At 61.2% G+C, this 17,696-nt stretch carries 14 protein-coding genes and 3 pseudogenes; 12 read left to right on the forward strand and 5 right to left on the reverse strand.

Annotation, left to right across the window (positions count from 1 at the left end):
• Nucleotides 1-12: 12 nt before the first annotated feature.
• The 5 genes and pseudogenes from JFU58_RS32590 (at nt 13) to JFU58_RS09735 (ending at nt 4,187) form a co-directional block, all read left to right on the forward strand.
• Nucleotides 13-774, forward strand: a complete 762-nt coding sequence (locus JFU58_RS32590) for an ATP-binding cassette domain-containing protein (protein ID WP_201140454.1) — start codon at nt 13-15, stop codon at nt 772-774.
• A 24-nt stretch (nt 775-798) separates the two neighbouring features.
• A complete protein-coding gene (locus JFU58_RS09720) occupies nt 799-1,635 on the forward strand; it encodes a transporter substrate-binding domain-containing protein (RefSeq protein WP_063030288.1) in 837 nt (278 codons plus the stop codon).
• A gap of 147 nt (nt 1,636-1,782) precedes the next feature.
• On the forward strand, nt 1,783-2,487 hold the full coding sequence (locus JFU58_RS09725) for an ABC transporter permease (RefSeq protein ID WP_063030286.1): 705 nt from the start codon (nt 1,783-1,785) through the stop codon (nt 2,485-2,487).
• A 7-nt stretch (nt 2,488-2,494) separates the two neighbouring features.
• A pseudogene (locus tag JFU58_RS09730) lies at nt 2,495-3,192 on the forward strand (ABC transporter permease).
• On the forward strand, nt 3,189-4,187 hold the full coding sequence (locus JFU58_RS09735; RefSeq protein WP_201140408.1) for a DMT family transporter: 999 nt from the start codon (nt 3,189-3,191) through the stop codon (nt 4,185-4,187). Before JFU58_RS09730 ends, JFU58_RS09735 begins: the two are co-directional and overlap by 4 nt.
• Here JFU58_RS09735 and JFU58_RS32235 read toward each other — a convergent pair.
• Nucleotides 4,143-4,775, reverse strand: a pseudogene (locus tag JFU58_RS32235) (TetR/AcrR family transcriptional regulator); the annotation flags it as partial. The gene JFU58_RS09735 and the pseudogene JFU58_RS32235 overlap by 45 nt on opposite strands.
• On the opposite strand from JFU58_RS32235, the gene JFU58_RS09740 reads away from it, so the two are divergent.
• Nucleotides 4,720-5,715, forward strand: a complete 996-nt coding sequence (locus tag JFU58_RS09740) for a succinylglutamate desuccinylase/aspartoacylase domain-containing protein (RefSeq protein WP_201140409.1) — start codon at nt 4,720-4,722, stop codon at nt 5,713-5,715. The pseudogene JFU58_RS32235 and the gene JFU58_RS09740 overlap by 56 nt on opposite strands.
• A gap of 270 nt (nt 5,716-5,985) precedes the next feature.
• Here the strand turns inward: JFU58_RS09740 and JFU58_RS09745 are convergent, their stop codons facing one another.
• The 3 genes from JFU58_RS09745 to JFU58_RS09755 are packed head-to-tail and all read right to left on the reverse strand — an operon-like array spanning nt 5,986 to nt 8,987.
• A complete protein-coding gene (locus JFU58_RS09745) occupies nt 5,986-7,254 on the reverse strand; it encodes an EAL domain-containing response regulator (protein ID WP_093209876.1) in 1,269 nt (422 codons plus the stop codon).
• A gap of 9 nt (nt 7,255-7,263) precedes the next feature.
• Nucleotides 7,264-7,647 carry a response regulator gene (locus JFU58_RS09750; RefSeq protein ID WP_003209702.1) on the reverse strand — a complete coding sequence of 128 codons (384 nt, stop codon included), beginning with the start codon at nt 7,645-7,647 and terminating at the stop codon, nt 7,264-7,266.
• A complete protein-coding gene (locus JFU58_RS09755) occupies nt 7,632-8,987 on the reverse strand; it encodes a sensor histidine kinase (protein WP_177025353.1) in 1,356 nt (451 codons plus the stop codon). The genes JFU58_RS09750 and JFU58_RS09755 overlap by 16 nt, the downstream gene beginning before the upstream one ends.
• 410 nt (nt 8,988-9,397) lie before the next feature.
• Between JFU58_RS09755 and JFU58_RS09760 the strand changes: the two genes are divergently transcribed.
• The 5 genes and pseudogenes from JFU58_RS09760 (at nt 9,398) to xylB (ending at nt 15,388) form a co-directional block, all read left to right on the forward strand.
• The gene (locus JFU58_RS09760; protein ID WP_201140410.1) at nt 9,398-10,930 is read left to right on the forward strand and encodes a sugar ABC transporter ATP-binding protein; all 1,533 of its coding nucleotides are present in this window, start codon (nt 9,398-9,400) and stop codon (nt 10,928-10,930) included.
• 25 nt (nt 10,931-10,955) lie between these two features.
• Entirely contained in the window at nt 10,956-11,924 is a 969-nt protein-coding gene (locus JFU58_RS09765; RefSeq protein WP_003209708.1) for an ABC transporter permease subunit, read from the forward strand.
• Between the two features lie 33 nt (nt 11,925-11,957).
• On the forward strand, nt 11,958-12,899 hold the full coding sequence (locus JFU58_RS09770; RefSeq protein WP_201140411.1) for an ABC transporter substrate-binding protein: 942 nt from the start codon (nt 11,958-11,960) through the stop codon (nt 12,897-12,899).
• 21 nt (nt 12,900-12,920) lie between these two features.
• Complete coding sequence (locus JFU58_RS09775) at nt 12,921-13,913, forward strand: substrate-binding domain-containing protein (protein ID WP_201140412.1); 993 nt, start codon at nt 12,921-12,923, stop codon at nt 13,911-13,913.
• Between the two features lies 1 nt (nt 13,914).
• Nucleotides 13,915-15,388 (forward strand): annotated as a pseudogene (gene xylB / locus JFU58_RS09780) (xylulokinase).
• A 439-nt stretch (nt 15,389-15,827) separates the two neighbouring features.
• Here the strand turns inward: xylB and gcvA are convergent.
• Nucleotides 15,828-16,739, reverse strand: coding sequence for a transcriptional regulator GcvA (gene gcvA, locus JFU58_RS09785; RefSeq protein ID WP_177025357.1), 912 nt, complete (start codon nt 16,737-16,739; stop codon nt 15,828-15,830).
• A gap of 131 nt (nt 16,740-16,870) precedes the next feature.
• Here gcvA and JFU58_RS09790 point away from each other — a divergent pair, with 131 nt between their 5' ends.
• Entirely contained in the window at nt 16,871-17,644 is a 774-nt protein-coding gene (locus JFU58_RS09790; RefSeq protein WP_201140414.1) for an SDR family NAD(P)-dependent oxidoreductase, read from the forward strand.
• Nucleotides 17,645-17,696 lie beyond the last annotated feature (52 nt).

Raw genomic sequence — 17,696 nt, forward strand, 5'->3', positions numbered from 1 at the left:
GCGGCGAAGAAGATGATCGAGGTGCTCGACCTGCACAAACGCTTCGGCAATATCGAAGTGCTCAAGGGCATCTCCCTGACGGCCCACGAAGGCGAAGTGATCTCGCTGATCGGCGCCAGCGGCTCGGGAAAAAGTACCTTGCTGCGCTGTATCAACATGCTCGAAGTGCCGGACCAGGGCAGCATTCACGTCGACGGCGAAAGCATCAAGCTCAACTACGGCCGGCCCGGCGCACCGCTGGTGGCCGACGCCAAACAGCTGGTGCGGATTCGCTCGACACTCGGCATGGTGTTTCAGAATTTCAATCTGTGGCCCCATCGCACGGTCCTGGAAAACCTTATCGAAGCGCCGATCCAGGTGCTGCGGGAAAGCCGCGCCGAAGCCATCGAACGCGCCGAAGCCTTGCTCGACCGGGTAGGCCTGGCCGCCAAGCGCAACGAATACCCGGCGTTCCTCTCCGGCGGCCAGCAGCAAAGGGTGGCCATCGCCCGCGCCCTGGCCATGCGTCCCAAAGTCATGCTGTTCGACGAACCCACTTCGGCCCTCGACCCGGAACTGGTGGGCGAAGTGTTGCGGGTGATTCGTTCCCTGGCGGAAGAGGGCCGCACCATGATCCTGGTGACCCATGAAATGGCGTTCGCCCGGGACGTGTCATCCAAAGTCGCGTTTTTGCACCAAGGTCTGATCGAGGAAACCGGCTCGCCGGACTCGGTGTTTATCGACCCACGCAGTGAACGTTGCCGGCAGTTCGTCAACGCGCATCAAACTCGCTAACTCCAAAAAAGACGGGGCAAGATCATGAAATCCAAACGATTGGCAAAGTGGTTGAGCAGTGCAGTGTTGATGCTGGCGGCAGGTACGGCGTTGGCGGCGGAGAAACCCATCGTGTTCGCGGTAGCGGCGGAACCCTACCCACCGTTCACGGTGAAGGGCGGCAACGGTGAATGGTCCGGCTTTGAGGTGGATCTGATCCACAAGCTTTGCGGCTTGATGAAGGCTGAGTGTCAGATCAAGGAAGTGGCGTGGGACGGGATTATTCCTTCGTTGCTGGCGAAGAAAATCGACGTGATTTTCTCCTCGATGTCGGTCACCGAAGAGCGCGAAAAACAGATCGCTTTCAGCCGCGCCTACTACGACTCGCTGCTGGGCATTGCCGGCCCCAAGGGCACCACCGTCGAGGTCACGCCGGCGGGGTTGAAGGGCAAGATCATCGGCGTGCAGATCTCCACCGTCAGCGCCAACTACCTGAAGAAGTACTACGAGAACATTGCTGACCTGAAGTACTACGACACCCAGGAATCGGCCAACGCCGACCTGATCGCCGGGCGCACCGACCTGATGATGGCCGACGGTGTCGCCATCGCCATGATGGTCAAGACCCCCGAAGCCCAGGGCCTGGCGGAAATCGCCGAAGTGCCTTACGACCCGATCATCGGCCGCGGCGTGGGGGCCGGCCTGCGCAAGGAGGACACCGAACTCAAGGCCCGCCTGGACAAGGCCATCGGTGAGTTGCTGGTGAGCAAGGACTACGCCGACCTGTCCCAGAGCGTGTTTGGTGTGTCGGTCAGCCCGTGCAAAAGAGCCGATACCCCAGCGTACGTCAGCAAGGTATGTGACAGCCCCTACACAAACTAACCCGGTAGAAAGGGAGTGCTTGTGGCGAGGGAGCTTGCTCCCGCTGGGGTGCGAAGCGCCCCCCAAAAATGGGCCTGCTGCGCAGTCCAGCGGGAGCAAGCTCCCTCGCCACAGGGTCACTGCGTGTCATCGAAATAGGGAGCCGCGATGTTCGATCTACTCAACTTCAGCGAGCAAGGCTGGGGCAATGCATTGCTCAAAGGGTTATGGATGACCCTGCAGATCTCCGCAGGTTCGTTTGCGGTGGGGCTGTTGATCGGCCTGGTGGTGGCCTGTGCCAAACTCAGTGCACCGCGCCCGATAGCCCTGCTGATGCGCGGTTACACCACAGTCTTTCGCGCCGTGCCCGAGTTGCTGCTGATCCTGCTGCTGTACTACGCAGGCTCCATGGGCCTCAACGCGCTGATGCTGTGGCTGGGGTTTGCGCAATTCAACATCAGCGGCCCGCTGGTAGCCGTCCTGGTGCTGGGGCTGGTGCAAGGCGCGTACGCCTCGGAGATTTTCCGCGCGGCGATCCTCGCGATTCCCCACGGCCAGATCGAAGCGGCGCGGGCGTTTGGCTTGAGCGGCTTTGGCCTGTTCCGTCGGGTAACCCTGCCGATCATGGCGCCGTACGCCCTGGCCGGCATGTCCAATTTGTGGATCAACCTGATCAAGGACAGCGCGCTGATCAGCGTGGTAGGCACCAACGAACTGCTGTACACCGCCAAACAGGCGGCGGGCTCGACCCGGCATTACCTGTTGTTCTACCTCACGGCCGCCGCCTTGTATTACCTGGTGACATTGGCCTCCAACTACCTCTCCGGGCGCCTGGAACGACGTATTCGTCGCTGGATGCCGGTTGTCGAGTGAGCCGCACATGCCTGAGTGGATAAGTTATTACGCAGGACTGATCGCCAAAGGCTTGCAGACGACCCTGTCGTTGCTGGTGATTTCGGCAGTGCTCGGCTTCGCGTTGGCGGTACTGGTAGCGCTGGCGCGGCTGTCACGGCGCAAGTGGCTGGCCCGCTGTGCGCTGGGGTACACCAGTGTGCTGCGGGGCACGCCGTTGCTGATCCAGATCTACATTTTCTACTACGGCCTGGGCAGCCTGTTTGCCCAGTTCCCGATGATTCGCGGGAGTTTCCTGTGGCCGTTCCTGCGGGATGGTTACTGGTACATCGTGTTTGCCCTGGTGTTGTCAGTGGGCGCGTACGTCGGTGAAGTGATTCGCGGCGGCCTGCTGGCGGTGCCCAAGGGTGAGATGGAAGCCGCCTCGGCGTTTGGCATGACGCCGCGCCAGGCCCTGTTGCGGGTGCGCTTGCCACGGGCCATGCGCCTGCTGCTGCCGACCCTGGCGGGGAGACGGTGATGTTGCTCAAGTCCACCGCACTGGCTTCAACCATCGCCGTGGTCGACCTGCTCGGCGCCGCCAACGTGGTGCGCGCCCAGACGTTGCAGATCTACCAGCCGCTGCTGTTGGTGGCCGGGGTCTACCTGTGCCTGACCTTTTTGATTGAAGCCCTGTATGCCGTCGCCGAGCGGCGGGGCACACCGTTGCGCAGGTATGCCGGATGAAAACCGATCGCTCGTTGCAAGGGATTGCCCTGTGCTCGCTGGCCTATGCGTTCCTGGCGTTGCAGGACGCCGGGATCAAATGGCTGGTGGCCGACTATTCAGTGTTCACCATCCTGTTCTGGCGCAGCCTGGTGGTGGTCGCCGCGTGCGTGATCGCCGGGCGCCTGGGTTTGCTCAAACGCGCCTGGAACTCGGTCAGCCGCAAGCTGCTGATCATCCGCGGCATGCTGTCACTGCTGGCCTGGCTGCTGTACTACACCGCCGCCAAGGACCTGACCCTGGCGGAGATGACCACCCTGTATTTTTCCGCGCCGATCATGGTCACGCTGCTGGCGGCGCTGATCCTCAAGGAACGCGCCAGTCGCGGCCAGTGGATTTCGCTGATCATCGGCTTTGTCGGCGTGGTGATCGCCTGTCGCCCCAGCAGCATGGTCGACCCGCTGCCAATCGCCCTGACATTGGCCGCCGCGCTGTGCTGGGCATTTACCTATATCCAGTTGCGCCAGGTGGACGACAACACTTCGGTGCTGGAGCAGATGCTGATCACCAATGTGGTGTTTGTGATTTGCATGGCGGTGACGCTGCCCTGGACCCACACACCGTCGCCGACCCCGGCGTGGCTGGGCATGCTCGGCGCCGGTCTGGTGGGCGGCATTGGCCAGTTCCTGTTGTTTGCGAGTTTCCGCCGGGCCACGGCGACGCTGTTGGCGCCGTTTGAGTACACCGGCTTGATCTGGGCCTTTCTGCTGTCGAGCCTGGTGTGGGGCACGGTGATGGACGTGTCGCTGATCTTCGGCGCCGCGCTGATCGCCGTCAGCGGCACCCTGGCCATGCTCAGCGCCCGGCATCACGTGTCACAAGACGTGGTCGGCGCCGAATGCTCCGTGACGCAGCCCTTGTATCCAGCAGCGGCAGATGTGCAGCCCGTTGCCGGGGCTGAAGGTGCCGGGGTTGAGGCACCACTCAAGCCAGAGTCCGTCGAGCATCGCCGATAAACCGATGGCGGCCAGGCGCGTGTCGTGGACCACGAAGCCTTCGCTCTGGGCCAGGTCGTCGAGCAATTGACGGATCAGTTCGAGGTAGGCGCGGTAGCTTTTTTCATGGGAGTCATTCACGTGTTCCGAGTGGCGGATCAAGCTCCAGAACACCACCCAGACGCCCAACAGTTTCGGGTCCATCACCCGCGAGGAAAACGAACCGGCGAGAAATGCATCCAGCCGCGCTGCTGGGCCCTCGGCCTGGTCGACTTCCTGCCAGAGGGCGGTGGTCAATTCGCTGGCCAGCTTGTGATAGGTCTCGGCGATCAGTGCATCGATGCTGCCGAAATGGTGATTGAGCAACCCCACCGAAACCCCGGCTTCAGCGGCGATGCGCCGCACCGAAATGCCGGCATGCCCGTCCCGGGCGAGGCTGGTGAGGGTGGCGGCAATCAGCAGGTCGCGACGGTCTTCGGTCACAGGCACATCCCAGATGGTTGAACGTGTGTTCAATATATACCTGCAGAACCAACAAGAGGAGGGCAACGGCATGGCAAAAGACCTTTCGTGGCAAGTCCCCGGCGATTCCGGGAACACCCTGCACATCGGCGCCTGGCGCTTCGAGGGTGACGGCAGCGGGCCTCGGGTGCACCTGCAAGCGGGTGTGCATGCCGATGAAATCGCCGGGATGCTGGTGTTGCATCAACTGCTGCCACGGTTGCAGGCGTGTCAGGACCGGGGGCGACTCAAGGGCTCGGTGACGGTGGTGCCTCAGGCTAATCCGTTTGGCATTGGGCAGTTTCGCCAGGGGCGGTTGTTGGGGCGGTTTCATGAGGCCACCGGGCAGAACTTTAATCGGGCGTTTGATCATTCATTGGCCATGGAGCGGCCGGCGAGCAACTTGGCGCAATGGCAGAAAAGTCTGGTGCAACTGGCGGCTGATGCGGAGTTGGTGCTGGATCTGCACACTGATGATGAGGCGCTGCCGTATCTGTATATCCATCGCAGCTTTTGGCCTGAGGGCAAGGTGTTGGCGGCGGCGTTGCAGGTGGATGTGGTGATTGTCTGGGACGAGGGCGGTGATGGGTCGTTTGAAGAGACGATCATTGATCACGGGAAGCCGCGGTTGGCGGCGACGATTGAATTGCGTGGACAGGCGGATGTGAGTGATGCCTTGGCCGGGCGGGATGGTGACGGGATCTGGGGTTGGCTTTGTGCCAGTGGGGTGATTGATGAGGCGCCGGTGATTGCGCAATGGCGGGGGCAAGTGGTGGACATGGGCTGTATGGAGACCATTCTGGCGCCGTGTGCCGGGGTGTTGGTGTTTGAAAAAGGTTTGGGCGAACAGGTGGAAGAGGGTGAGCGGTTTGCGCGGATTATCCGGCGGCCTGGGGATCCGGATTCTGAAGTGGTGCTGCATGCGGCGCAAACCGGGCGGATGGTGACGAGGCATCGGGAGCGGTTGGTGTCACAGGGTTCGGTGGTGGCCAAGTTTACCGGGACGCGGTTGTCTGAGGGTTACAGCGGGGGGGTGTTGGATCCTTAGGCGGGAGTACATATCCGTTATTTGGGTAACCTAAGATCAAAAGCCAGATCAAGAGCACAGCGGCCTCCCGGCCGGCTGAGTGTTGAAGAGCAAGATCAAAACCTAAAGCGGGCACGGTCCAAATGTGGGAGCGGGCTTGCTCGCGAAGGTCGTTAACGATGACGCTGGCATTCTGGATGAACGCGGCGCTCTCAGGTTTTTCGCGAGCAAGCCCGCTCCCACAGAAAAGCAGAGCCAACAAGTTGCAGAAGCGGGTGGGGCTGTTCGAAGTCAGTGGGGCTGCGGCCTGACCAGGCCGCGTTTTTCCAGCAACAAGCGCTCCAGTTCTTTCATCGGCAGCGGCCGGCTGAACAGATACCCCTGGATCTGATCACAGCCGGCTTCCCGCAGAAACTCCAGCTGTGCCTGGGTTTCCACACCTTCGGCGACCACTCGCAGCTTGAGGCTGTGGGCCAGTTCGATGATGGTGCGGGTGATCGCCGCGTCCTGGGGGTTGCTGGTGACTTCGCGGATAAACGCAATATCGATTTTCAGCGTATCAATCGGGAACCGCCGCAGGTAAGCCAGGCTGGAATAGCCGGTGCCAAAGTCGTCAATGGAGATCTTCACCCCCATGGCCCGCAGGCGTTGCAAGCTGGCGATGGTGTGTTGGGTGTTCTCCATCAACGAGCCTTCGGTCAGTTCAACCTCCAGCCAATGGGCCTCGACGCCGGCATTCGCGAGTGATTGAGCGATATCGGCAATCAGGTCGCCCTCGATCAATTGATGCCCGGAAACGTTGACCGACACTTCCACCGCACCCACCGCGCTGGATTGCCAGGTCGCGATCTGACGGCACACGTTGTCGATCACCCAACGCCCTAGCGTGACGATCAGCCCCTGGCTTTCCAGGATCGGTATGAACACCGCCGGAGACACTGCACCGTAACCGGGCCGGTCCCAGCGTAGCAGGGCCTCAAGGGCACACACCTGACCGTTGGCCAGTTCGACCTTGGGTTGATAATGCAGCACGAATTCTTCGCGCTCGACGGCTAGGCGCAGGGCTTTTTCAAGGTCCAGGCGCGCCAGGTCATGCACATTCAACCGCGAGGACTCCTGTTGGTGGTGTTTAAGTTGCTGCTCCAACAACAGGCTATGGTTTTTCAACTGATCGCCGTGGGCCTTGAGCCGCAGCAGGTTGCGTACCCGTAGCCACAACTCGACCCGTTCCACTGGTTTGCTGATGAATTCTTCAGCACCGGTTTCCAGGCCACTGAGTCGCGCACTGGATTCGCTCAGGGCCGAGAGCATGATGATCGGAATGTTCGCCGTGGCCTGGTTGCTCTTGAGCTGGTTGGCCACTTCGTAACCGTCCATGCCCGGCATCATGATGTCCAGCAGGATCAAGTCTGGCGGCCGTTGCGCCACCAACTGCAAGGCTTCTTCACCACTGGCGGCACTCACGGTCTGGTAACCCTCGTGACGCAGCAGGGTTTCCAGCAGCTTGCGTACCTGGATTTCATCATCGACGATCAAGAGCGTTGCGGGTTGGCTGGCCATGGAGAGGACTCAAGTCGGAGGCGTAATGTTCTTTTGCAGCAGCGTATCGATTACCTGGTACAGCTCTTTGTAGCGCAGTGGCTTGATGATGTAGGCATCGCAGCCGGCCCGCAGGGTTTTGTCGCGGTCTTCCTTCATGGCCATGGCGGTCAGGGCGATCACCGGGATGTGGGCGGTGTGAGGGTCCTGCTTGAGCAGTGACGTGGCCGCCAGGCCGTCCATGCCGGGCAACTGGATATCCATCAGGATCAGCGCCGGTTGTTTTTCCCGGGCCAGGGTCAACCCGGTCTCGGCATCGGCCGCCCACAACACGCTGTGGCCGGCGTTTACCAGCAGCAAGCGGGCGAGGCGCATGTTGGCTTCGTTGTCTTCGACGATCAGGATTTCGGCCATGGGGCCTCCGCATCCGCAGCGCGGTGCAGTGGCAGCCACACCACAAATCGCGCGCCGGCACCTTCGCGGCTGGCCACGGCGACACTGCCGCCGTGCAGGTCGGTCAGTTGCTTGACCATCGCCAGGCCCAGACCCGTACCTTCGAATTTGCGCGCCAGGCTACTGTCGATCTGGCTGAAAGCCTTGAACAGCTTGCTCATGTCGTGCCGGGCGATACCGATGCCGGTGTCGCTGACGCTGAATTCCAGGAACTGTTGGTGCTCGCTGGGTTGCAGGGCAAAACCATAGGTGGGCCAGTCGCCAGGAACCTGCCCGACTTGTGCACGACTCACCTCGCGCACTGACAGGGTCACCGAGCCGCCGTGCTCGCTGAACTTCACCGCATTGGCCAGCAGGTTGTAGATGATCTGCTTGGTCTTGCGCAGGTCGAGTTCCAGGGTGCCGAAGTCGTCCTGGCATTCAAGTTTCAACTGGATGCGTTGCAGCGCGGCCTTTTCCCGCACGATCAGCAGGCTGTTGGCCAACAACCCTGCCAGCTCCACGGCCTCCAGTTCCAGGTCCATCATCCCGGCCTCGACCTTGGACAGGTCGAGGATGTCGTTGATCAGCGACAGCAAGTGTTGGCCGCTGGTGAAGATGTCACCAATGTATTCGCGCTGGATATCGCTCATGTCGCCCACCAGGCCGTCCTTTAGCGCCTCGGAAAAACCGATCACGGCATTCAGCGGCGTGCGCAACTCGTGGGACATGGTGGCGAGGAATTCGGACTTCATGTGGCTGGCGTGTTCCAGCTCCAGGTTCTTCTCTTCGAGGGCACGCTCAAAGCCTTTGCGTTGTGCCTCTTCCTGCTTGCGTGCGGTGTTGTCGGTGCCGATCAGCAGGTAGCCGATGATCGCGTCGTTGCGGTTGCGCAGGGCGGTGACCGAGACCATCGCCGACAGGCGACTGTTGTCCTTGCGGATATAGGTCAGCTCGTAGATGTCCTCAATACCCCGGGAAGCCTTGAACACCAGGGCTTCGAAGCCGGGCGTGATCGGTGTGTCCAGTTCCAGGCTGAGGGCGGCGGCGCGGGTGATCAGCTCGGCGGGGTCGGAAATGTCGGCCGGTGTGACGCGGTTCAGCACATCGGCGGCGGCATAGCCGAGCATGCGTTCAGCGCCGACGTTGAAGATCTGGATCACGCCTTTTTCGTCGGTGGCAATGCTGGAGAAGTAGGCGCTGTTGAAGATCGCGTCTTGCAGCGCGCCGGTCTTGAGCAGGGCTTTCTGGCGTTTGAATTCGACGATTTTCTCGGCCCGGGATTGCGGCTCGATGGGGCTGTCGGCTGAAGAATTGTCCATCGTGACGTGTTCCGTGAGCTTGAGGCCTGACGCTGCCCAAACGCAGCGCCGCAGAGCATGCTCACAGAAGATCGCGCAGGCACGATGAGGAGGAGATGATGTCTTTGGACGATAGCAGATTAACAGCAAACCACAGGGGGTGCGGTGGCCAAAAGCAGTGCCTTTTTCGAAAAATCACCCAACTGGATAGATTCCGATGAACAAGGCGCGATTTTGTGTGCGCTTAACCGGTCCAGATCGCCGATTGAACATTTATTCATCAGGTGAAACGTTTAATCAAGCGATAAACGGCTGACGCAAGCGCTTGCGTAAGCAAATATATCTGATTAGAGTCGGCAGCAGTCAGGTCTGCCGATGGCTGTCATCGGCAAACGCTTGAACACAACAATAATAAAACCAGGAGCTCAGTCATGAGCCTTGAACCCTTGCTTGAAATGCAGGGCATCAGCAAGACCTTCAACGGCCTGCGGGTGCTCAAGAACGTCAGCCTGAAGGTCTACCCCGGTGAAATCCACGCCTTGATGGGTGAGAACGGCGCCGGCAAATCGACCTTGATGAAAATCCTCTCCGGTGCCTACCAGGCCGATGACGGCGGCACCATCCTCATCGATGGCCAGCCTGTCGCCAGTTACAACCCAGCCTCCGCCAAAGCCCTTGGCATTGCCGTGATCTACCAGGAACTCAGCCTGTGCCCGAACCTCACGGTGGCCGAGAACATCTACCTGGGCCGTGAACTGCGCCGTGGCTGGACCATCGACCGCAAGGGCATGGAAGCCGGGGTGGCTGAAGTGCTGGCAAGGCTCGGCGCGGAGTTCCTGCCCACCACCCGCGTCGCCAGCCTGTCCATCGCCGAGCGTCAGCTGGTAGAAATCGCCCGGGCGCTGCATGCCCACGCGAAAATCCTGGTGATGGACGAGCCCACCACGCCGCTGTCTTCCCGGGAAACCGACCGCCTGTTTGCGCTGATCAAACAGCTGCGCAGCCAAGGCCTGGCGATCATCTACATCAGCCACCGCATGGCCGAAATCTACGAACTGTCGGATCGGGTCTCGGTGCTGCGGGACGGCGAGTACGTCGGCGAACTGGCGCGGGACGTGCTGTCGGCCGAGGTGCTGGTGAAGATGATGGTGGGCCGCGACCTTTCCGGTTTCTACAAGAAGGAACATGCCGCCTACGACCCCGGCCAGGTGGTGATGCGTGTGCGCGACATGGCCGACGGCAAGCGCGTGCGCAATTGCAGTTTCGACCTGCACGCCGGTGAAGTGCTGGGCATTGCCGGGCTGGTGGGCGCTGGCCGTACCGAACTGGCGCGGCTGATCTTTGCGGCCGACCCGCGTACTTCGGGCACCCTGGAGGTGGTCGGCAAGACCGTGACCCAACTGCGCAACCCGGCGGATGCGATTCGTGCCGGCGTGGTGTACCTCACCGAAGACCGCAAGGCCCAGGGCCTGTTTCTCGACATGAGCGTGGCCGACAACATCAACGTTTGTGCCTGTGTGCCGGATGCCCATGCCGGTGGGGTGCTCGACCGTGGCCACGCGGCACAACGCTCACGCGATGCAATCAAGTCCCTGTCGATCCGCGTGGCGTCGGGCAAGGTCAATGTCGGCAGCTTGTCCGGTGGCAATCAGCAGAAGGTGCTGCTGGCCCGGCTGCTGGAGGTCAAGCCTCATGTGCTGATCCTCGACGAACCCACCCGTGGCGTGGACATCGGCTCCAAATCCGAGATCTACCGCATCATCAATCAGTTGGCCAAGGCCGGCGTAGGCATCGTGGTGATCTCCAGCGAGTTGCCGGAAATCATCGGCACCTGCGACCGCGTGCTGATCATGCGCGAAGGGCAATTGGTAGCCGAAGTGGGCGGGGCATCGGGGCTGGATATTTCCCAGGAGGCGATCATCGACCTCGCCACCGGCAGCGAGCAGGTGGCCGCCCATGGCTAATTCAACTACGAGCGGGAGCAACACCATGACTGTGGCAACGATCGGCAAGGCTGAGCGTATTCGGGAACTGATGCGCACGGTGGGCATGCTGCCGGTGTTGGTGCTGCTGTTGGTGGGCTTTGCCCTCGCCAGCGAAAACTTCATGACGGTGCAGAACCTGTCGATCATCACCCAGCAGGCGTCGGTCAACGTGGTGCTGGCGGCGGGCATGACCTTTGTGATCCTCACGGCGGGCATCGACCTGTCGGTAGGCGCGATTCTCGCGGCCTCGGCCGTGGTCGCGCTGCAAGCCTCGATGTCGCCGCAATTCGGCATGTTCGGGATTGCCGCCGGGGTTGGCTTCGGCCTGTTGCTGGGCCTGGTCAATGGCGGCCTGATCGCCTTCATGCGCCTGCCGCCGTTTATCGTCACCCTCGGTGCGCTGACGGCCATGCGCGGCTTGGCACGCCTGTTGGCCGACGACAAAACCGTATTCAACCCGGACCTGCCATTCGCGTTTATCGGCAACGACTCGGTGCTGGGCGTGCCGTGGCTGGTGATCATCGCCGTGGCCGTCATCGCATTGTCGTGGTTCATCCTGCGGCGCACGGTGATGGGGGTGCAGATCTACTCCGTGGGTGGCAACCCGGAAGCGGCGCGGTTGTCGGGGATCAAGGTGTGGAAAGTCCTGCTGTTCGTCTATGCCATGTCCGGTGCCCTAGCCGGCCTCGGCGCGGTGATGAGCGCGTCACGCCTGTTCGCCGCCAATGGCCTGCAACTGGGGCAATCCTATGAGCTGGATGCGATTGCCGCGGTGATCCTCGGCGGCACCAGTTTTACCGGCGGCGTCGGCACCATCGGCGGCACGCTGATTGGTGCCCTGATCATCGCGGTATTGACCAACGGCCTGGTGCTGCTGGGCGTCTCGGATATCTGGCAGTACATCATCAAGGGCATCGTGATCATTGGCGCCGTAGCGCTGGATCGCTATCGCCAGTCCGGTGCGCGGACCTGATTTCACTCAAACAACAATCACAAGAGAGTCATCATGAACTTCAAACGCATGTTTCCTGTTGTCGCCTCCCTGGGCGTTGCCGTGTTGATGTCCCAAGCCGTGGAGGCCCGTGAACTGAAAGCCATTGGCATCAGCACGGGTTCCCTGGGCAACCCGTATTTCGTGACCCTGGCCGACGGTGCCACGGCCCGGGCCAAGGAGCTGAACCCGGCGGTCAAGGTCACCTCGGTGTCGGCTGACTACGACCTGAGCAAGCAGTTCTCGCAGATCGACAACTTCATCTCGTCCAAGGTCGACCTGATCCTGCTCAACGCCGTCGACCCGTCGGCCATGGCCTCGGCGATCAAGAAAGCCCGTGACGCCGGGATCGTGGTGGTGGCGGTGGACGTCGATGCGAAGGGCGTGAATGCCACGGTGCAGACCGACAACGTCGAAGCCGGCAAGCTCGCCTGCCAGTTCATCGTCGACAAACTGTCGGGCAAGGGCAACGTGATTATCCAGAATGGCCCGCAGGTCACCGCCGTGACCGATCGCGTCAAAGGCTGTAAAGCTGCGCTGGCCAGTGCGCCGGATATCAAGGTGCTGTCTGATGACCAGGACGGCAAAGGCTCCCGCGAAGGCGGCTTGAACGTGATGCAGGGCTACCTGACCCGCTTCCAGAAAATCGACGGCCTGTTCGCGATCAACGACCCGCAAGCCATCGGCAGCGACCTGGCGGCCAAGCAGCTGAAACGCAGCGGCATCATCATCACCTCCGTGGACGGCGCGCCGGACATCGAGAATGCCCTGAAGACCGACACCCTGATCCAGGCCTCTGCCAGTCAGGACCCATGGGCCATGGCCCAGACGGCCGTCAACGTCGGCAATGACATTCTCAATGACAAACAACCCGCCGAAGCGGTTACCCTGCTGGCGCCAAAATTGATCACCCGCGACAACGTCGGTTCCTATAGCGGTTGGTCCAGCAAACATTAAAAGAACCCAGGAGTGAGCACCGTGGCAACCATGGAGGATGTGGCAAGAATTGCAGGGGTGTCGACGTCGACGGTTTCCCACGTCTTGAACGGCACCCGCAAGGTCAGCCCGGACACGGTGCAAGCGGTGCAGAGCGCGATCCGGCAGTTGGGCTACATCCCCAACACGCTGGCGCGCTCCCTGGCTCGATCCACCACCAATACCATTGGCGTGGCGATCTCGGCGCTGTCCAACCACTACTTCAGTGAAACGGTGCACGCGATTGAAACCGAGTGCGCCAAACACGGCTACATGATGCTGTTTGTCGATACCCACGACGATCCCGAGCAGGAGTTGCGGGTGGTTACGACGCTGCACCATCGACGGGTGGACGGCATTCTGCTGGCGCCGTCTACCGGTTCCCTGGCCCTGGAGTACTTGCAGGCCAATGAAGTACCCGCAGTGCTGGTGGACCGGATGATGAGCGACCGTTTCGATCAGGTCGGGGTGGAAAACACCTTGTCGACCCAGGTTTTGGTGGCGCACTTGATCGGGCACGGCCACCGGCGGATCGGCTTTATTTCCGGGCGGGCGGGGCTGGGCACTTCCAGTGAGCGCGTGGCCGGGTATCAAGCCGCGTTGCTTGCGGCGGGGTTACCGTTTGATCCGCAGTTGCTGGTCAATGGTGGGTCGAGCAGCGAACCTGCACGGCAAGCGACGGCGCAGTTATTGGCCTTGGACACACCGCCCACGGCGATCATGGCGGGCAACAACCTGATGACCCTCGGTGCGATGCATGCGTTGCGCGATGCGCATATCGATGTGCCCGGGCAAATGGCTTTGGTGGGTTTCGATGATTTTGAATGGGCGGATTTCTTTGTGCCGCGCCTGACCCTGATCGCGCAGCCGGTCCAGGAACTGGGCGCCCGTGCGGTCAACCTGCTGCTTGAGCGCATGGCGTCGCCCAAGCGTAAAACACACAGCGTGCGGCTCGCGCCCACCCTGAAGATTCGTAATTCATGCGGCTGCCCCTGATATGAACAACCCGGTTTCCCTTGGCATTGATCTCGGCACCTCGGAACTCAAGGCGATCCTGATGGACGAGCAAGGCCGCGTCCTCGCTCATGCGGGGGCGCGGCTGACGGTCTCGCGCCCGCACACAGGCTGGTCCGAGCAGGCGCCTGAGGACTGGTGGCAAGCGTGCCTGAAGGCCCTGGACCAACTGCGCATTGATCAGCCGGATGCCTATGGCCGTGTCGGCTGCATCGGTTTGTCCGGACAGATGCACGGGGCGGTATTGCTGGGGCAAGACGACCGGGTGTTGTACCCGGCGATTCTCTGGGATGACTCCCGTGCCATGGCCCAGGCTGAAGCGTTGGGCCGTGAGTTTGCCGGCATCACCGGTAGCTTGCCGATGGCCGGTCTCACGGCGCCCAAGCTGCTGTGGTTGCAGGAGCATGAGCCGGCGGTATTCAGCGCCATTGATTGCGTGCTGTCGCCCAAGGACTATCTGCGTTTGCGCTTGAGTGGTGAGCGCGTGAGTGATGTGTCTGATGGTGCGGGGACGTTGTGGCTGGATGTGGCCAACCGGGAATGGTTTGAACCGATGCTGCAGGCCACGGGTTTGCGGTTGGCGCAGATGCCACGGCTGGTGGAAGGCGGCGCGGCCAGCGTTTGTTTGAATGCTGCGGCGGCGGGGCGACTGGGCTTGGCTGAGGGCCTGGTGATTGCTGGCGGTGGCGGGGACAACCCGGTGGCGGCGGTGGGCATTGGGGGGTGAATGCGGGTGATGCGTTTATCACGTTGGGGACGAGTGCGGCCATCGTGGCGATTACTGGTCACTCGGCGGGGAATCCGGCGAGTGCGGTGCATAGTTTTTGTCATGCGTTGCCTGGGCGTTGGTACACCATGGGGGCGATGTTGGCCGGGGCCAGTTGCTTGCGTTGGGTGACGCGGTTGACGGGGTCGGTTGATGAGCAGGCGTTGTTAGATCGGGTGCAGGCCGAGTTGCCGATCGGGCAGGTTGTGCCGGTTTCCAATCCGTTGTTTTTGCCGTATTTGGCGGGGGAGCGTACGCCTCATAACGACCCGCTGTTGCGGGGTGGGTTTATGAATCTGGGGCATGATTGCACGCCGGCCATGTTGGGTTATGCGGTGATGGAGGGGGTTGGGTTCGGTTTGTTGGATGCGCTGAGTGCGGTGCAGTCGGCCGGGGCCTCGGTGGGGGCTTGTGCGTTGGTGGGGGTGGGGCCCGCAGTGAGTATTGGGCGCAGTTGCTGGCCAATATTCTTGGGCGGGAGATCTATACGTTGCATGGCAGTGAGTTGGGGGCGTGTATTGGTGCGGCGAAGTTGGGGTTTGTGGCGATTGGGCGGGGTGGGGCGCTGTTGCAGGCGGGGATGCCGGTGAAGGCGCGGTTTTTTCCGGATGGTGCTCAAGCGGGTGTGTTGCAGGCACGTTATCGGAAGTTTCAGGGGCTGTTGGGGGCGGCTAAGGCTTTGCACGATTAGCTAAGTTTTGGGTGTATATCCGTTATTTGGGTAACGGCTGCTATTGGTTCCGCTCTTACAGCGGCTCACTTTTGAAAAGCGCAAAAGTAAGCAAAACGCTCTTGCCCCACCACTCGGCACCTCGCCCAGGCTCGGTGTGCCCTCACTCCGGCTTTGGACCGTGGGCCGCCGTCATGGGCCATCCATGGCCCAGGACGGCTAACCTGGCGTCCTGCCAGGTTACCCACGCTCCAAAGCCTGCGTTCGGCCAGCGTGGTTTAACGGGGCGCCTAAGATCAAGATCAAAAGCAGATCAAGAGCACAGCGGCCTACCGGCCGGCTTGAGTGTGGTGAAGCAAAAGCCAAATCAAAAGCTAAAGCGGGCACGGTCAACTGTGGGAGCTGGCTTGCCTGCGATGGCATCACCTCGGTTTATCTGAAAAAACCAGTTGTCTGCGATCTATGTAGCAGTCTCGGTCAATATCCAGTCGCGGAACGCTTGGACTTTTGTCAGCTCGCCGCACTCTGGCCGGTAGACCACGTAGTAGGCGAGGGCCACGGCGCTTTTGACTTCGCCAAACGGCCGGATCAGACGCCCGGATGCCAGGTCGTCGCGCACCATGACGCTGCGGCCCAACGCGATGCCTTGTCCTTCGATCGCGGCCTGTACCACGGCCGCTGAGTTGTTGATACGCAGCCCGTGGCTGGCATCCGTTCCCGTTTGCTCCATCGCGTCCAGCCAGGTTCGCCAGCTTGGGAAGCTGGGGTCGCCGGCCATCGAAAGGTCGTGAATCAGCGTGCACTGTGCGAGCGCTTCCAGGCTGAGCTTGCCGTCCGCCAGCGCTGGATAGTTCGGGGAGCAGACGGGAAAAAGGTCTTCATCCATCAACTTGATCGCTGCTAATCCAGGCCAATTACCGGCGCCATAACGCACGCCGATGTCGATACGCTCGGTGAGGAAATCCAGGGTCTTGAGGTTGGTGTTCAGCAGTACGTCGATTTCCGGATGCAACTGCTGAAAACGCTCCAGTCTGGGGAGCAACCATTTGCCGGCGAACGCCGGGCTGACCGTCACGGTCAGGTCGGTACTCTGTGACGCTTCCTTGAGACGTGCCAATCCCACTCGCAACCGATCAAAACCCTCGCGGATATCCGGCAACGCAGAACGGGCCACGTCCGTCAGCAACAGTCGGGCATTGCCGCTGCTGGCGCGGGTGAATAACGGCAGCCCCAGCCAGGATTCCAGGCTGCGCACTTGTTGGCCGACGGCGGCGGAGGTGACGTTCAGCTCTTCGGCCGCCGCAGTGAAGCTTTGATGCCTGGCCGCTGCTTCGAAAGCACGCAAGGCATTGAGGTATCCAAGTGGGTTCATCTAAAGAATTTCTTTAATGGCGACGAAAGAGATCTGGTTTGTTGGCCTGACGCTGAATCGCAAGAATAGCAGGCAATCCAGCGATACAAGCTACAGACGCTGGCAAACCATACGCTCAGGGGTTATTCGTCATGCAAAGGTTTTCTTCCAAAGTTGTGATCGTCACCGGGGGCGGTTCGGGGATCGGTAAAGAAGTCGCACGCCGTTTTGTGGAGGAGGGGGCGAATGTGGTGATCGGTGGTCGTGATCTCGCGAAGCTGCAGCGTGCTGCTGAAGAAATCGATCCGAGCGGCACTTCGATTCGTGCGTTGGCTGGCGACATCGCCAACCCGGCGACTGCCCAGGCGCTGGTAGACGAAGCGGTAAGGGCTTTCGGTGGTGTGGATATCCTGGTCAACAACGCCGGAGTGTTCCGCCCCAAACCGTTCCTCGAAGTGGATGCCAAGGAATACGACTGGTTTCTCGACACCATCCTCAAGGGCAAATTCTTCATGGCCCAGGCGGCGGCGAAAGCCATGTTGCAGCGTGGCGGTGGTGTGATTGTGCAGACCGGTTCCCTGTGGGCGATCCAGGCCATTGGCGCTACACCGTCGGCTGCGTACTCGGCGGCCAACGCCGGGGTGCATGCGCTGACCCGTAACCTGGCTATTGAACTGGCGTCGTCCAACATTCGCATCAACACCGTGGCACCGGCCGTAGTGGAAACTCCGGTGTATGGGACGTTCATGGACGAAAACCAGGTCAAGGAAGTGCTGCCGACCTTCAACGCTTTTCACCCGCTGGGGCGCAATGGCCAACCGGCGGATATCGCCCAGGCCATCCTGTTCCTGGCGTCCAGTGAGGCTTCGTGGATTACCGGGACCGTGTTGCCCGTCGATGGCGGCGTGACTGCCGGGCGTAACTGATCGAAAACTCAGCCTGTGGCGAGGGAGCTTGCTCCCGCTGGAGGGCGAAGCG

Origin of the sequence: Pseudomonas sp. TH34 (assembly GCF_016650865.1) — a bacterium.
Taxonomy (GTDB): domain Bacteria; phylum Pseudomonadota; class Gammaproteobacteria; order Pseudomonadales; family Pseudomonadaceae; genus Aquipseudomonas; species Aquipseudomonas yamanorum.

Coding starts and splice junctions, on each gene's coding strand:
- JFU58_RS32590 (WP_201140454.1), top strand. CDS start 13: ATGATCGAGGTGCTCGACCTGCACAAACGCTTCGGCAATATCGAAGTG.
- JFU58_RS09720 (WP_063030288.1), top strand. CDS start 799: ATGAAATCCAAACGATTGGCAAAGTGGTTGAGCAGTGCAGTGTTGATG.
- JFU58_RS09725 (WP_063030286.1), top strand. CDS start 1,783: ATGTTCGATCTACTCAACTTCAGCGAGCAAGGCTGGGGCAATGCATTG.
- JFU58_RS09735 (WP_201140408.1), top strand. CDS start 3,189: ATGAAAACCGATCGCTCGTTGCAAGGGATTGCCCTGTGCTCGCTGGCC.
- JFU58_RS09740 (WP_201140409.1), top strand. CDS start 4,720: ATGGCAAAAGACCTTTCGTGGCAAGTCCCCGGCGATTCCGGGAACACC.
- JFU58_RS09745 (WP_093209876.1), bottom strand. CDS start 7,254: ATGGCCAGCCAACCCGCAACGCTCTTGATCGTCGATGATGAAATCCAG.
- JFU58_RS09750 (WP_003209702.1), bottom strand. CDS start 7,647: ATGGCCGAAATCCTGATCGTCGAAGACAACGAAGCCAACATGCGCCTC.
- JFU58_RS09755 (WP_177025353.1), bottom strand. CDS start 8,987: ATGGACAATTCTTCAGCCGACAGCCCCATCGAGCCGCAATCCCGGGCC.
- JFU58_RS09760 (WP_201140410.1), top strand. CDS start 9,398: ATGAGCCTTGAACCCTTGCTTGAAATGCAGGGCATCAGCAAGACCTTC.
- JFU58_RS09765 (WP_003209708.1), top strand. CDS start 10,956: ATGACTGTGGCAACGATCGGCAAGGCTGAGCGTATTCGGGAACTGATG.
- JFU58_RS09770 (WP_201140411.1), top strand. CDS start 11,958: ATGAACTTCAAACGCATGTTTCCTGTTGTCGCCTCCCTGGGCGTTGCC.
- gcvA (WP_177025357.1), bottom strand. CDS start 16,739: ATGAACCCACTTGGATACCTCAATGCCTTGCGTGCTTTCGAAGCAGCG.
- JFU58_RS09790 (WP_201140414.1), top strand. CDS start 16,871: ATGCAAAGGTTTTCTTCCAAAGTTGTGATCGTCACCGGGGGCGGTTCG.